The sequence below is a fragment of the Streptomyces lacrimifluminis genome (assembly GCF_014646095.1).
GTDB classification, from domain to species: domain Bacteria; phylum Actinomycetota; class Actinomycetes; order Streptomycetales; family Streptomycetaceae; genus Streptomyces; species Streptomyces lacrimifluminis.
Genome location: NZ_BMMU01000003.1, coordinates 255,103 through 270,127, shown reverse-complemented (window position 1 = coordinate 270,127; position 15,025 = coordinate 255,103). Strand labels below are relative to the sequence as shown.

The following is a 15,025-nucleotide window of genomic DNA, read 5'->3' as shown; positions in this document are numbered from 1 at the left end:
GCGTGGCGCCGGCATGGAAGGACGTTCCCGCGCGGTGTCTTCGGAGCTGGGGCTGGGGCGAGGACGGGATGCTGTGGTGTGTGTGGGCGTGCAGTCGCTCTCCCGCCTGCTCCAGAGCGAGAACGTCAACGTGGCGCTGGGGGAGGGGGGTTCATCGCTGCCTGACCGCCCTGACCGCCCTGACCGCCCTGACCGCCCTGACCGTAAAACCCGTTCAGTCGGGGCGGTGCGCCGCCGGTCCGGCTCCACACGGGGCCGGACACGTGGGGCCCGGGCGGTCGCGGGCCCCTGAATCACAGAGGAACTCGTCGGACTTGCGGAAACTCAGGAGGCCGCCGGTTCGGCGGGCTCCTGCTCCGCCTCCACCTGCGCGTTCCAATCCCGCTTGGACGCCTGCCAGCCGTCCTCGTTGTGGCCGAGACGCCAGTAGCCGGAGATCGAGAGATCTTCGCGCGGGATCCCGTGTTCCACCCGCAACAGCCGGCGCAGCTCCTTCACGAAGGCCGCCTCGCCGTGCACGAACGCGTGCATCCGGCCGGCGGGGAACTCCAGGGCGCGTACGGCCTCGACGAGGGCCTCGCCGAGGGGCCGCTCGCCGCGGTGCAGCCAGCGGACCTCCACGTCCGAGTCGATCTTCTGCTCCTCCCCGGGGCCGGCGATCTCCACGAAGGCGTACGCCTTGGCGCCGTCGGGCAGCGCCTCCAGGGCGCAGGCGATCGCGGGCAGCGCGCTCTCGTCCCCGGCGAGCAGATGCCAGTCTGCGTCGGGGTCGGGGGCGTAGGCACCGCCGGGGCCGCCGAAGACCACCGTCTCGCCCGGCTGGACGCGCATCGCCCAGGGGCCGGCCAGGCCCTCGTCGCCGTGCAGGACGAAGTCGAGGGTCAGCTCACGCAGTTCGGGGTCCCAGGCGCGCACCGTGTAGGTGCGGGACACGGGCCACTGTTCGCGCGGGAACTCCTCGCGGATGCGCTGCAGGTCGAAGGGCTGTGGATAGGTGACGCCTTCGGCCGGGAACTGCAGCTTCACGTAGTGGTCGGTGCGGGTGCCGGCCGAGAACTCGGAGAGGCCGTCGCCGCCCAGAACCACGCGCTGCATATGGGGGGTCAGCCGCTCGGTGCGGACGACCTGCGCGGAGTGGAGCTTCGGAGCCCTGCGTTCCGGGCGCTCTGCCATGACGGCCTCCCTGTTCCTTGCTTAGGCTTACCTAAGTTAGCATCTCCCCTTGGTGAAGCCCTGTGTCCCGAGGTGATCGATTTCGCAAAGTTCGCCGCAAAACGAGAGAGATGCTCCCGGGAGCGGTGGTGTGGTTCTCCTCGTGCAGGGCCTCGTGCCTGGTGATGGGGCACGAGTGCATCGTGCCCCAGGAACGGTGAGCGGGTTCTTCAGTGGCCGAGTGTCGTGAGCAATCTCTCCAGCGAACCCCCAAGTCCCCAGCGGGCGGCGAGCGCGTCGAGCGCCGCGGGGTCGCGAGGGGTGCGCGGCACCGCTGTGTTGACGTCCGGCAGGGGCACATCGCCGGCCACCAGGACGACCTTGGGTGCGACCTCGACGTACGGCCGTGACTCGTCGAGCCGCTTGCGCTGCGATGGCGTCAGCTTCGCCTTCGGGTCGTCGACCGCGGCCATGATCCCGGCCAGGTCGCCGAACTGGGCCAGCAGCTTCGCTGCCGTCTTCTCGCCGATACCGGGCACGCCCGGCAATCCGTCGCTCGGGTCACCGCGCAGCATTGCCAGCTCCGCGTACCCCTTCCCGTCCACCCCATACCTCTCCCGCAGCCACGCCTCGTCCGTCAGCTGCAGGGTGCCCACGCCCTTGAGCGGGTACAGGACACGCACTCCGCGCGCGTCGTCGACCAGTTGGTACAGGTCCCGGTCGCCGGTGACGATGTCCACGGGGCCCTCGGTGCGGGCGGTGAAGGTGCCGATCACGTCGTCCGCCTCGTACCCCGCGACGCCCACGCGCGCGATGCCCACCGCGTCCAGCACCGCTTCGATGACCGGCACCTGCGGAGACAGGGTGTCCGGCACCTCCTCCTCGTCCGGCCCCGTCTCGCGCTCCTCGGCGACGCGATGGGCCTTGTACGAGGGGATCAGGTCGACCCGCCACTGCGGACGCCAGTCCGCGTCCATGCAGGCGACCAGGAGGTCCGGCCGATGGTCCTTGACCAGCCGGTCGATGAATTCGAGCAGCCCGCGCACGGCGTTCACCGGCGTGCCGTCCGGAGCTCTCACGGAATCCGGGACGCCGAAGTAGGCGCGGAAATAGAGCGAGGCGGTGTCGAGGAGCATCAGTCGTCCGGTCACGCCTCGCATCATGCCGTACGCCACTGACAGTCACCCCTCGCACCACTTCCCGGCACTCCCAGGGGTTCCGCCGACGGGCCTTCCGTTACCTATGCGAAGCCTTGTGAACTGGCCCACTTCTCCGTTTGCCCATGTGGAGCAGGGGCAGGTGCGGCCACGGACAAAACCGGTTGTTCGCGCAACCGTCGTAAGCGAAGAGCGCGACCGAAGTGACACGACGAAGTGACACGCCCGAAGTACACGACCGAGGAGCACCCTTGTCATCCAGGCTTGAGGCCGAGCATCTGTACAAGGTGTTCGGCAGACGACCCGGCGACGCGGTGACACGGCTCGAACAGGGAGCCGACCGCGACGAACTGCGTGACGACGGCACCACCGCAGCCGTCATCGACGCGTCCTTCAGCGTGGAACCCGGCGAGATCTTCGTCGTCATGGGCCTGTCCGGCTCCGGCAAGTCGACGCTGCTGCGCATGCTCAACGGACTGCTGGAACCCACGGCCGGACACGTCCGCTTCGACGGCCAGGACATGACCGCGCTCGGCGACCGCGAACTGCGCGCGCTGCGGGCGAACAAGATCAGCATGGTCTTCCAGCACTTCGCGCTCTTCCCGCACCGCAGTGTCCGCGAGAACGCGGCCTACGGCCTGTCCGTGCAGGGCGTGCCCCGCGCCGAGCGTGAACGCCGCGCCGACGAGGCGCTCGCCCTGTGCGGTCTGGCCGGCTGGGAGGACTCGTGGCCCGACGAGCTGTCCGGCGGTATGCAGCAGCGCGTGGGCCTGGCCCGGGCGCTCGCCACTGACGCCGACCTGCTGCTCATGGACGAGTCGTTCAGCGCGCTCGACCCGCTGATCCGCCGCGACATGCAGGACCAGCTCCTGGAACTCCAGAAGACTCTCAAGAAGACCATCGTGTTCATCACCCACGACCTCAACGAGGCCATGCGTCTGGGCGACCGCATCGCCGTCATGCGTGACGGCCGCATCGTCCAGACGGGCACCGCGGAGGACATCCTCGTGCGCCCGGTCGACGACTACGTCGCCTCCTTCACCAAGGACGTCGACCGCTCCCGCGTGCTCACCACGGGCGCAGTCATGGACCCGGAGACACGCGGTGACGAGGCCGACTGCGACTGTCCGACGGTGACGCCCGACACGCCGTTCACCGAGCTCTGCGCGCTGAGCGCCCGGCTGTCCCACCCGGTCGCGGTGCTCAGTGAGGACGGCGAACTGGTCGGTGTCGTACGGCGTCAGCGCCTCGTCGGCTTCCTGGGAGACCGGCAGGGCGCCCCCGAGCCCTGCGGCAACCCGAGTGTCCCCGCCCACGTCGACGGGAAGGTGACCGCCCGTGCCTAGGCTCCAGCTCGGCGACTGGGTCGACGACGGAGTCAGCTGGCTCGTCGACCACATGTCCTGGCTCTTCGACGCGATCAAGATGGTCGTGGAGGGCCTGTACGACGGCATCTACGCGGTGCTCACCGCCCCGGAGCCCCTCCTCCTGGCAGGCATCCTCGCGGTGGCCGCCTGGTGGCTGCGCGGCCTGGTCGCGGGCGTCCTCGCCTTCGCCGGATTCGCGCTCGTCGACTCCATGGCGCTGTGGGACAAGGCCATGTCGACGCTCGCCCTGGTGCTCGTCGCCACCCTGGTCGCCCTGGTGATCTCGATCCCACTGGGCATCTGGGCGGCCCGCTCGAAGACGGTCAGCGCCGTCGTACGGCCCGTCCTGGACCTGCTCCAGACGATGCCGTCGATGGTGCTGCTGATCCCGGCGATCCTGTTCTTCGGCATGGGCGTTCCGGCGGGCGTCGTCGCCACCCTGATCTTCGCGCTCGCGCCCGGCGTACGCATGACCGAACTCGGCATCCGGCAGGTCGACGCCGAACTCGTCGAGGCCGCAGAGGCGTTCGGTACCCCGCCCCGCGACACGCTGCTGCGCGTGCAGCTGCCGTCCGCGCTCCCGACGATCATGGCGGGTGTCAACCAGGTCATCATGCTCGGCCTGTCCATGGTCGTCATCGCCGGCATGGTCGGCACCGGCGGGCTCGGCGGCGCCGTCAACGAGGCCATCGGCCAGCTCGACATCGGCCTCGGCTTCGAGGCCGGCCTCGGCATCGTCGTCCTCGCCATCTACCTCGACCGGATGACCGGCGCCCTCGGCGCCCAGATCTCCCCGCTGGGCCGTCGCGCCGCCGCGAAAGCCCGTACCGCGGGCACGCCGAAGCTCTGGAACCACCGCCCCCGCCCGGTCGTCGCGCTGGCCGGCGTGGTCGTCCTGGCGCTCGTCGCCGGCGGACTCGGCATCTTCGGCTCCTCCGCGCAGACCACCGCGGCCACCGGGACGGACGTGGGCCAGGGCAAGAAGGTCACCATCGGCTACATCCCGTGGGACGAGGGCATCGCCACGACCTTCCTGTGGAAGGAGCTCCTGGAGGAGCGCGGCTTCAACGTCACGACCACCCAGTACGCGGCCGGCCCGCTGTACACGGGCCTGGCCACCGGCCAGATCGACTTCCAGACGGACGCCTGGCTGCCCGTCACCCACGCCGAGTACTGGAAGAAGTACGGCGACCAGCTGGAGGACCTGGGCAAGTGGTACGGGCCCACCTCACTGGAGCTGACCGTCCCCTCGTACGTGAAGGGCGTCGACTCGCTCGCCGACCTCAAGGGACAGTCGTCGAAGTTCAAGGGCCGGATCGTCGGCATCGAACCGAGCGCCGGAATGATGGGCCTCCTCAAGGACAAGGTTCTGGGGGAGTACGGCCTCGACGGCGAGTACGAGGTCGTCGACGGCTCCACCCCGGCCATGCTCGCGGAGCTCAAGCGCGCGTACGCCAAGAAGGAACCGATCGTCGTCACCCTCTGGTCGCCGCACTGGGCGTACAGCGACTACGACCTGAAGAAGCTCAAGGACCCCAAGGCCGCCTGGGGCGAGGGCGACGGCGTGCACACGCTCGCCCGCAAGGGCTTCGCCGACGACAACCCCGAGGTCGGCGACTGGCTGAAGAACTTCTCCATGACGGAGAAACAGCTCACCGGCCTGGAGGCGCGCATCCAGCAGGCGGGCAAGGGCGGGGAACAGGACGCCGTGCGTGCCTGGCTGAAGGCGAACCCCGGGCTCGCCGAGAAATGGGCACCGGTCGGCAGTTCCGAGGGCAAGAGCGGCGCGAACGGGGTATCGGACAACTGAGGGAGCCGCTCTCAGGAGGGGTGGGTCGAGCCGGGAGGCACGCGCGCGTGCGGGTGTCTCCGGTGCGGCCCACCCCTCGCGGCGTTCCCGGACGGACACGTTCCGCGTACGAGAAGGATCCGGCCAACCACGGAGCGCTAGGCCATCACCTTGGCTCGACCACCGTGTGGACGGGTCCCGCTGGTCAGGTCCGCGGCACGCGCGCGTGGACGGGCACCGGGAGGGGCCGGGCGACCCCTCCACTGGCGCGAACCGTGGGGGTCGTGCCCGACGGAGGGTGACACCGATGTGACGGGCGCGTGAAACGGTTTGACGAACATGCGTAGGGTGCAAGGAAGTCATCAGAGAACGCGTCGTGCATGGTTCGGAGACGATCCGGCGAACAGCCACCGAACACGCGGCGCGATGCGCTGTGATGGGACGTACGCCACCGGGACGCGACGACGAGCCGAGGAGGGAGCCGGAGCTATGGGCGACCACAAAGAACAGCCCCTTCGGGTGGGCGCGGCCGTCCGGCGGCGGCGGCGGACGCTGGAGCTCACCCTCGCCGTCGTTGCCGAACGCAGCGGCCTGTCCGTGCCCTTCCTGAGCCAGATCGAGAACGAGCGGGCGCGGCCCAGCCGCAGCTCCCTGGAGAAGGTCGCCGACGCCCTGCGCACCACCGCCGTCGAACTCCTCGCGGCGGCCGACCCGGCGTGCAGCGTCGACGTCGTCCGCGCCGACGCCCTCGAACCCGTCCCCGACGAGCCCCTCGTGCGCTCCCTCGTCCGGGGCCACCAGCAGCTGCACGCCATGGAGTTCACGGGTGACCACGACGCCGGCCGCGAGTTCCAGCACCGCAACGACGAGTTGATGTACGTCGCCGACGGCGCCGTCGAGATCGAGGCGGAGGGCCGCGCACACCGGCTCGGCCGCGGCGACACGCTGTATCTGACCGGCGGGGTGCGGCACCGCTGGCGTGCGACCGTGCCGGACACCCGGGTGATCGTGGTGGCGGTGGCCGAACACATCGAGCCGGTGCAGGACGGGCGGCGCTGAAACGCGGTCGCTGAGGCACTCGGGCGCCGGAACGCCCCTCACCCACCCTCGCGGCTGCTCCACGACCCGGCGTTCGCCGTCAACCCGTATCCGCTGATCGGCAGTTGGAGAGCACGACCATGAGGGTGATCTCGTTGGTGCCGTCCCTGACGGAGGCGGTGGCGGTCACGGTGCCCGGCGTTCTGGTCGGTGCCACGGACTGGTGCACCCACCCGGCCGACCTCGGCGCCGACGTCGTACGCGTCGGCGGCACCAAGAACCCCAAGGTCGAGCGGATCGTCGACCTCGCGCCGGACCTGGTCGTCGCCAACGAGGAGGAGAACCGCGAACCCGACCTCGCGGCCCTGCGCACGGCGGGCATCGAGGTGCTGCTCACCGAAGTACGGACCGTGCCGCAGGCGTTCCGGGAGCTGGAGCGGGTGGTGACGGCGTGCGGCGCGGCGTCGCGGCCCCGGTGGCTGGACGAGGCGGAGACGGCGTGGTCGGCGCCGGAGCGATGGTGGAGGACGGCCGCCGACGGTCGCACGAGTGCTGTCGTGCCGATCTGGCGGCGCCCCTGGATGGTGCTCGGGCGGGACACCTTCGCGGGTGACGTGCTGGCGCGGCTGGGCGTCGACAACGCGTACGCGGGCCACAGTGAACGCTATCCGCGCGTACCCGTCGAGGAACTGCGGGCCGCCGCGCGTACCGGGACGGTCGTGCTGCCGGACGAGCCGTACCGCTTCACGGCCGAGGACGGTCCCGAGGCGTTCGAGGGGCTGCCCTGCGCGCTCGTCAGCGGGCGCCACCTCACCTGGTACGGGCCGTCCCTGGCAGAGGCGCCCCAGGTGCTGGGCGAGGCCCTGCGAGCAGCTCACCGCTGACCAGGCCCCGGACGGTACGGACGGCGGCGCCGGCCCAGGCGGCGACGAGCAGCGCGTACAGGGCGACGGCGAGGACGTCGAAGGCGCCGAGCCCGGTCTGCCGGCCGAGACTCTCCGCACCGGTGACACAGGTGCCCACCGGGAAGGTGAAGGCCCACCACGTCATCGCGAAGCCCATGCCCCGGCGCCGGGCGCGCACCACCAGGGCCCCGGCGAGGCCGAGCCACAGCAGGGCGAAGCCCATGACGGGCGCGCCGTAGAGGACGGCGGCGGCAACGGCGGCGGCATGCGGGAGGTGGACGACGTCCGGGGCGAGGTCGGCGAAGTGGCCGGCGGCGGTGGTGGACTGGCCGAGCGGGCCCAGGACCAGGAACAGGGTCGGGGTGAGGGCGAGCGGGAGCGGACCGCTCGTGACCAGGCGCGCGAAGACGACCGGCAGCATCACGAGGGTGGCGAGCAGGCTCAGGCCGAACATGGCCAGGCAGGCGAACAGCAGTGTCCGCTGCCCCTGCCCGGGCGGGAGGTGGGGGACGAGAAGGGGACCGAGCGCCGCGGACACCATGGGCGCGACGACGGGGAGCAGCCAGACGGGGCTGGGTGTTCCCCGTCGTACGACCAGGAGGTACGGGACGGCGACGGCGGCGGCGAGTCCGACGACCGTCCCGGCGGTGAACAGGACCGCGTCCAGGGCGAGCGCGGCCGGGAGGCCGATCCAGTCCCGGCCGACGACGAGGGCGCCACCGCCGACGGCCGTCAGGGCCATGGCGAGGCAGCCGTAGAAGGGTGCCGTCGCCGGGTCGAGGAGGTGGGTGCGGGCCTGGTCGCCGTGGTGGGCCCAGTGCAGGGCGCGGGCGCAGAGCAGCGCGAGCAGCAGGGCGAGGGAGAGGACCCACACGGCCGTGCAGACGGTACGCAGTCCAGGGATGCCGTCCGCGCCGGGGAGACCGGCGCCCGCGGTGCCCACGATCGTCGTGCCCATGACGGGGGCGTACCAGTTGGGGCCGAGATGGCGGAGGCTGCCGAGGCGCGCTGACAGGCGCCGGGGCTGTGAGGGGGACTGGGGCCGGGACTGGGATTGGGATTGAGATCCGGGGAGTGGGCGGGCGAGGGAGGGTGCTGCGGGGGCCATGTCCTCACCGTCGCGCGGGGTGAGGGCGGTCACCAGGGGGTTCCGGTGAATGAGGGCATAAGCTGGATCTATGGGTGATGTGGAGGGCAGGGCCGTGCAGTCGTCGGGGGTCGCGCGGCGGGTTCCCGACCTCGGGGCGATGGAGCTGCTGCTGGCCGTGGCGCGGCTGGGGAGCCTCGGGCGGGCCGCGCAGGAGCTGGGCGTCACACAGCCGGCCGCCAGCAGCCGCATCCGGTCGATGGAACGCCAGCTTGGCGTGGCTCTCGTGGACCGCTCGCCGCGCGGGTCCCGCCTGACGGACGCCGGTGTGCTCGTCACGGACTGGGCCCGGCGGGTCGTGGAGGCGGCGGAGGCGTTCGACGCCGGGGCGCAGGCCCTGCGTACGCGACGCGACTCCCGGCTGCGGGTGGCGGCCAGTATGACGATCGCCGAGTACCTGCTGCCGGGCTGGCTGCTGGCACTGCGCGCGCTGCGGCCCGAGACGGCGGTGTCGCTGCTCGCGGGGAACTCGGCGGCGGTGGCCGAACGGGTCCTGTCGGACGAGGCCGACCTCGGTTTCGTGGAGGGGACGGGCGTACCGGGCGGGCTGGACTCGGTGGTCGTCGCGAAGGACCGGCTGATCGTGGTGACGGCGCCGGGGCACCCGTGGGCGCGGCGGCGGAAGCCGGTGGGTGCGGAGGAACTGGCGGTGACGCCGTTGATCCTCCGGGAGGAGGGGTCTGGGACGCGGCAGGTGCTGAACACCGCGTTGGGCGGGTTGGCGCGTCCGCTGATCGAACTGTCGTCGACGACCGCGGTGAAGGCGTCGGCGGTGGGTGGCGCGGGGCCCGCGGTGCTCAGTGAACTGGCGGTGGGGGAGGAGTTGGCGACGCGGCGGCTGGTGTGTGTGCCGTTGGACGGGGTGCGGTTGGACCGTGACCTGCGGGCCGTGTGGCCGACGGGGCATCGGCCGGTGGGGCCCGCGCGGGAGTTGCTGGGGTTGACGCGGGGGTGAGGCGTTGGCGGGCGGTGGGTTGTTCCGCCCCCGCCGCCCTTACCCGTCCCGTCCCTGGGGGCTGCCGCCCCCAGACCCCCGCTGTCGGCCTGAACGGCCTCGTCCTCAAACGCCGGACGGGCTGGACAGTCAGCCCGTCCGGCGTTTGAGGAGCGGGGGTTCGGGGGCAGCGCCCACCAACGCCTCCATCACCCTCAGGTCCTCACCCATCTCGGGGTGCCACTGCACCCCCAGTAGCCACTCGGAACCCTCCGCCTCCACCGCCTCCACCGTCCCGTCCGCCGCGTACGCCGATGGCAGCAGTCCCCTGCCCAGGCGGTCCACCGCCTGATGGTGGAAGGTGGGTACCGATGTCTCCTCCGGTACCGCTTCCGCGTACCGCGTGCCCGGTACCGGCTTCACGGTGTGGTGGCCGAAGACGCCCGGTGTCTCCGCGTGGCCGTCGATGTGCTGGACCAGCGTGCCGCCCAGGGCGACGTTCAGCAGCTGCATGCCCCGGCAGATGCCCAGCAACGGGGTGCCGGTCGCCAACGCCGCCTCGATCAGGGCCAGTTCCCAGGTGTCCCGCGCCTCGGCGGGCGGGCCCGTCCGCGGGTCGCGCGCCTCGCCGTACCGGGCCGGATCGACATCGGGACCGCCCGCGATCACGACACCGTCGAGCCGGGCGACCGTCGCGGCGGCGTGTGCCGGGTCGTCCGGCGGGAGCAGGGCGGCGATGCCCCCGGCCCGCTGCACGAGCCGCGGATACCCGGCCGGCAGCAGCGCCGTGGGCAGCTCCCACGCACCCCAGCGCGTCCTGGACTCCAGGTACGTGCTGACACCGATGAGCGGTCGTCGTCCGGTCGTGGTCACGAGGGCCCTCCTGGCATCCAATGGCGTACGGCCATACCTTTGCCGACCCTCGCCCCGGGTGGCAACCCGGGTCACGCCAGGAACCCCCGCAACAGCGCCGCCGTCCCCGCACAGTGCTCCCGCATCATCTCCCGCGCCCCGTCCGCGTCCCCGTCGAGCACCGCGTCCACCAGCGCGGCGTGCTGCCGCTGCGAGTGCTCCAGGTTGCGGACCAGCAGCGGGATGCAGTCCAGCAGGTCGTTCACCGTCGCCCGTACCGCCGCGTACTGCGAGGTCAGCGTCGGGGAGCCGCACAGCTCGGAGAGCGTGAGGTGGAGCAGCGTGTCCAGGCGGCGGTAGTCCGGCAGCGGCGCGTCCTGGGTGCGCGCCAGCGCCTCCCGCAGCCGGGCCGCCTGCTCGGCCGACAGCCCGTGCCGCGCGCACAGACCCGCCGCGCCCACCTCCAGCACCTCCCGGAAGCGAAGGACGTCCTCGATGTCGACCGCGCTGATCCGCCGCCGCAACTCGACCTCGCCGCCCGCGCCGTCCCGGGGGAGCACGAACGTGCCGCCGTACCGGCCGCGCCGCGACTCCACGAGCCCCTGGTCCTGGAGCACCTTCAGCACCTCGCGCAGCGTCACCCGGCTGATTCCGAGCCGCTCCGCGAGTTCGCGCTCGGCCGGCAGCCGCTCGCCGCCCGGTACCAGGCCCAGTCGTACGACCTGGAGGATCTGTTCCAGCGCCTCCTCGAACCCGTTGCCCGCCCGCACGGGCCGCAGCACCGGCGTCAACCGGTCCTCCAAGCCGCCCTCCGCGTCCAGCGACATCTCGTCGTGCCCCCTTCCCAAGCAATGGTTCTCCGCAATACCTTATGGCTTCCGGCCCGGCCGAAGAAGCGCGCAGAAGCCGAAGGAGCTTTCCCGTGGCAGACCGCACACCCCCGCTGAGCGTCGAGGAGCTGCACGCCCTCGTCGCGAGCGGAGAGATCGACACTGTTGTCCTGGCGTTCCCCGACATGCAGGGGCGGCTCCAGGGCAAGCGGTTCGCCGCCCGTTTCTTCCTCGACGACGTCCTGGAGCACGGCACCGAAGGCTGCAACTACCTCCTCGCCGTCGACACCGAGATGAACACGGTTGGTGGCTATGAGATGTCCAGCTGGGAGCGGGGGTACGGCGACTTCGCCATGCGTCCCGACCTGTCGACGCTCCGGCGGCTGCCCTGGAACGCCGGTACGGCGTTCCTCGTCGCCGACCTCGCCTGGAACGACGGCTCCCCGGTGGTCGCCGCACCCCGCCAGGTGCTCCGCCGCCAGCTGGACCGGCTCGCCGAGCACGGGTTCAGCGCCAAGGTGGGCACGGAACTCGAGTTCATCGTCTTCAAGGACACCTACGAGCAGGCCTGGGACGCCAACTACCGCGGACTGACCCCGGCCAACCAGTACAACATCGACTACTCGGTCCTCGGCACCGGCCGCATCGAGCCCCTCCTGCGCCGCATCCGGAACGAGATGACGGCCGCCGGGCTGACCGTCGAGTCCGCCAAGGGCGAGTGCAATCCGGGCCAGCACGAGATCGCCTTCAAGTACGACGACGCCCTCGTCACCTGCGACCAGCACGCCGTCTACAAGACCGGCGCCAAGGAGATCGCCAGCCAGGAAGGCGTCTCGCTCACCTTCATGGCCAAGTACAACGAGCGCGAGGGCAACTCCTGCCACATCCACCTCTCGCTCGCCGACGCCGACGGCACCAACGTCATGGCCGGCACCCCCGCCGATCCGGGCGGCATGTCCGAGGTGATGCGGTACTTCCTCGCCGGGCAGCTCGCCGCCCTGCGGGACTTCTCGCTCCTCTACGCGCCCAACATCAACTCGTACAAGAGGTTCCAGCCGGGCTCGTTCGCCCCGACCGCCGTCGCCTGGGGCTACGACAACCGCACCTGCGCGCTGCGGATCGTCGGCCACGGCCGGTCCATGCGGTTCGAGAACCGGCTGCCCGGCGGCGACGTCAACCCGTACCTCGCCGTCGCCGGACTGGTCGCCGCCGGCCTGTACGGCATCGAGCAGAAACTGGAACTGCCCGAGGCGTGCGCGGGCAACGCGTACGCCGGCGAGTACGCACATGTCCCCACCACCCTGCGCGAGGCCGCCGAGCTGTGGGAGAACAGCCCCATCGCCAAGGCGGCCTTCGGCGACGAGGTGGTCGCCCACTACCGCAACATGGCCCGCGTCGAACTCGACGCCTTCGACGCCGCGGTGACCGACTGGGAGCTTCGCCGCTCCTTCGAACGTCTCTGAACGTCTGTGAAATGTCTGTGAGAGGTCCTTTCTTGTCGTACGAGCATGAGCACGAGCTCGAAGTACTCAATCCCGCGACCGAGGAGGTCGTCGCCACCGTCCCCGCCGCCACCCGGGAGGACGTCGACGCGGCCGTCGTCCGGGCGACGCGGGCACAGACGCGCTGGGCGGCCCTCCCGCCCGCAGACCGTGCCCGTCTGCTGCGCCGCTTCGCGGCCACCGTCGACGAACACCTCGAAGAACTGGCCCAGTTGGAGGTGCGGGAGGCCGGGCACGTCATCGGCAACGCGCGCTGGGAGGCGGGCAACGTCCGCGATCTGCTCGACTACGCGGCGGGCGGCGTCGAGCGGCTGACCGGACGGCAGATCCCGGTGGCCGGCGGCATCGACATCACCCTCCTCGAACCGCTCGGCGTCGTCGGCGTCATCGCGCCCTGGAACTTCCCCATGCCGATCGCCGCCTGGGGCACGGCTCCCGCGCTGGCCGCGGGCAACGCGGTGATCCTCAAGCCCGCCGAGACCACCCCCCTGACCGCTCTGCGCCTCGCCGAACTCGCCCTGGAGGCAGGGCTGCCGGAGGGCCTCTTCCAGGTGCTGCCGGGCCACGGTCCCGTCGCGGGCAGCGCACTCGTCGAGCACCCGGGCGTCGCGAAGATCGTCTTCACCGGGTCGACAGGTGTGGGCAAGCAGGTGCTGGCGAAGGGGTCGGCGCTCCTCAAGCGTGTCACCCTCGAACTCGGCGGCAAGAGCCCCAACATCGTCTTCGCCGACGCGGACATCGAGGCCGCCGCGGCGGCAGCGCCCATGTCGTTCCTCGACAACTCCGGCCAGGACTGCTGCGCCCGCACCCGCATCCTCGTCGAGCGCTCCGTGTACGACCGCTTCCTCGGCCTCCTCGCCCCCGCCGTCGAATCCGTCCTCGTCGGCGACCCGGCGGACGAGAAGACCCAGATGGGCCCGCTGATCTCCAGGGCCCAACTGGACCGCGTACGCGCGTATGTCACCGACGACCTGCCAGGCATCCGGGGCGAGGCGCCCGAGGGCCCCGGCTTCTGGTTCCCGCCCACCGTCCTCACCGACGTCGACCCGCACGCGCGTGTAGCCGTCGAGGAGGTCTTCGGCCCCGTCGCCGTCGTCCTCCCCTTCGACGACGAGGCGGACGCCGTGGCACTCGCCAACGGCACCGACTACGGCCTCTCGGGCTCCATCTGGACCCGGGACGTCGGCCGCGCCCTGCGCGTGTCACAGGCCGTCCGGGCAGGCAACCTGTCCGTCAACTCGCACTCCAGCGTGCGCTATTGGACCCCCTTCGGCGGCTTCAAGCAGTCCGGGATCGGCCGTGAGCTCGGCCCGGACGCCCTCACCGCCTTCACCGAGACGAAGAACGTCTTCATCAGCACGGAAGGCCCCGCACAGTGACCGCAGAGAACATTTGCAGGCGTCTCGTCGGCCGTACCGCCGTCATCACCGGTGCCGGCAGCGGCATCGGCCTCGCCACCGCGCGCAGGCTCGCCTCCGAGGGCGCCCACGTCGTCTGCGGCGACGTCGACGAGACACGCGGCAAGGCCGCCGCCGACGAGGTGGGCGGCGTCTTCGTCAAGGTCGACGTCACCGACCCCGAGCAGGTCGAGGCACTGTTCAAGACCGCGTACGACACCTACGGCAGCGTCGACATCGCGTTCAACAACGCCGGTATCTCGCCGCCCGACGACGACTCCATCCTGGACACCGGCCTGGAGGCCTGGAAGCGCGTCCAGGAGGTCAACCTGACCTCCGTCTTCCTGTGCTGCAAGGCCGCGATCCCCTACATGCGGCGCCAGGGCAAGGGCTCGATCATCAACACCGCCTCGTTCGTGGCGAGGATGGGCGCGGCCACCTCCCAGATCTCGTACACCGCGTCCAAGGGCGGCGTCCTCGCGATGACCCGCGAGCTGGGCGTTCAGTTCGCCCGGGAGGGCATCCGTGTCAACGCCCTCTGCCCGGGGCCGGTGAACACCCCGCTCCTCCAGGAACTGTTCGCCAAGGACCCCGAGCGCGCCGCCCGCCGGCTCGTCCACATCCCGGTCGGACGGTTCGCCGAGGCCGACGAGATCGCCGCCGCTGTCGCCTTCCTGGCCAGCGACGACTCCTCGTTCGTCAACGCCACCGACTTCCTGGTCGACGGCGGCATCGCGGGCGCGTACGTCACACCGGTGTAGCAACAGCCGTACGCCTGACGGGTTCCGGAAGACGGGGGAGCAGCCGGACCGACCACCGGCGCGCACCCGAAGTGCCTTCGCCCCCTCCGCACCGGGCGGGGGCGGAGGGTGTCCCGGGACACTTGGTCCGCCGGCCGGTGCGGAGGGCCGGCCGTGACCGGCCGGGCAGCGGCGCGGGCCGTCATGAACGAAGT

Annotated in this window: 13 protein-coding genes; 8 read left to right on the top strand and 5 right to left on the bottom strand. The window is 71.3% G+C overall.

Translation table 11 applies throughout. The features are described from left to right. Positions 1-324 precede the first annotated feature (324 nt). Positions 325-1,173: a siderophore-interacting protein gene (locus IEY89_RS06655; RefSeq protein ID WP_189146318.1), complete on the bottom strand. Its 849-nt coding sequence runs from the start codon at positions 1,171-1,173 to the stop codon at positions 325-327. 209 nt (positions 1,174-1,382) lie between these two features. Then, positions 1,383-2,312 carry a 5'-3' exonuclease gene (locus IEY89_RS06650; protein WP_229695084.1) on the bottom strand — a complete coding sequence of 310 codons (930 nt, stop codon included), beginning with the start codon at positions 2,310-2,312 and terminating at the stop codon, positions 1,383-1,385. A gap of 248 nt (positions 2,313-2,560) precedes the next feature. Between IEY89_RS06650 and IEY89_RS06645 the strand changes: the two genes are divergently transcribed. The 4 genes from IEY89_RS06645 to IEY89_RS06630 all read left to right on the top strand — a co-directional run bounded on the left by IEY89_RS06645 (position 2,561) and on the right by IEY89_RS06630 (position 7,387). Further along, positions 2,561-3,655, top strand: a complete 1,095-nt coding sequence (locus IEY89_RS06645) for a quaternary amine ABC transporter ATP-binding protein (RefSeq protein ID WP_189146317.1) — start codon at positions 2,561-2,563, stop codon at positions 3,653-3,655. Continuing rightward, positions 3,648-5,486, top strand: a complete 1,839-nt coding sequence (locus IEY89_RS06640; protein ID WP_189146316.1) for an ABC transporter permease/substrate binding protein — start codon at positions 3,648-3,650, stop codon at positions 5,484-5,486. The genes IEY89_RS06645 and IEY89_RS06640 overlap by 8 nt, the downstream gene beginning before the upstream one ends. A gap of 468 nt (positions 5,487-5,954) precedes the next feature. Continuing rightward, complete coding sequence (locus IEY89_RS06635) at positions 5,955-6,524, top strand: helix-turn-helix domain-containing protein (RefSeq protein ID WP_189146315.1); 570 nt, start codon at positions 5,955-5,957, stop codon at positions 6,522-6,524. Between the two features lie 119 nt (positions 6,525-6,643). Beyond that, a complete protein-coding gene (locus IEY89_RS06630) occupies positions 6,644-7,387 on the top strand; it encodes a helical backbone metal receptor (protein ID WP_189146314.1) in 744 nt (247 codons plus the stop codon). Here the strand turns inward: IEY89_RS06630 and IEY89_RS06625 are convergent. Further along, complete coding sequence (locus tag IEY89_RS06625; RefSeq protein ID WP_189146494.1) at positions 7,314-8,516, bottom strand: TDT family transporter; 1,203 nt, start codon at positions 8,514-8,516, stop codon at positions 7,314-7,316. The two genes, IEY89_RS06630 and IEY89_RS06625, sit on opposite strands and share 74 nt — an antisense overlap. Before the next feature lie 70 nt (positions 8,517-8,586). Between IEY89_RS06625 and IEY89_RS06620 the strand changes: the two genes are divergently transcribed. Then, positions 8,587-9,510 (top strand): LysR family transcriptional regulator, encoded by a 924-nt coding sequence (locus tag IEY89_RS06620; protein ID WP_189146313.1) that lies wholly within the window; start codon positions 8,587-8,589, stop codon positions 9,508-9,510. Positions 9,511-9,639: 129 nt separating this feature from the next. Here the strand turns inward: IEY89_RS06620 and IEY89_RS06615 are convergent, their stop codons facing one another. Both IEY89_RS06615 and IEY89_RS06610 read right to left on the bottom strand, forming a co-directional pair. Then, positions 9,640-10,362: a gamma-glutamyl-gamma-aminobutyrate hydrolase family protein gene (locus IEY89_RS06615; RefSeq protein WP_189146312.1), complete on the bottom strand. Its 723-nt coding sequence runs from the start codon at positions 10,360-10,362 to the stop codon at positions 9,640-9,642. A 71-nt stretch (positions 10,363-10,433) separates the two neighbouring features. Continuing rightward, the gene (locus IEY89_RS06610) at positions 10,434-11,168 is read right to left on the bottom strand and encodes a FadR/GntR family transcriptional regulator (protein WP_189146311.1); all 735 of its coding nucleotides are present in this window, start codon (positions 11,166-11,168) and stop codon (positions 10,434-10,436) included. Between the two features lie 95 nt (positions 11,169-11,263). Between IEY89_RS06610 and IEY89_RS06605 the strand changes: the two genes are divergently transcribed. The 3 genes from IEY89_RS06605 to IEY89_RS06595 are packed head-to-tail and all read left to right on the top strand — an operon-like array spanning position 11,264 to position 14,831. Next, on the top strand, positions 11,264-12,634 hold the full coding sequence (locus tag IEY89_RS06605; protein WP_189146310.1) for a glutamine synthetase family protein: 1,371 nt from the start codon (positions 11,264-11,266) through the stop codon (positions 12,632-12,634). Between the two features lie 11 nt (positions 12,635-12,645). Beyond that, a complete protein-coding gene (locus IEY89_RS06600; RefSeq protein ID WP_189146309.1) occupies positions 12,646-14,052 on the top strand; it encodes an aldehyde dehydrogenase family protein in 1,407 nt (468 codons plus the stop codon). Further along, a complete protein-coding gene (locus IEY89_RS06595) occupies positions 14,049-14,831 on the top strand; it encodes a 3-oxoacyl-ACP reductase (protein ID WP_189146308.1) in 783 nt (260 codons plus the stop codon). Before IEY89_RS06600 ends, IEY89_RS06595 begins: the two co-directional genes overlap by 4 nt. Positions 14,832-15,025 lie beyond the last annotated feature (194 nt).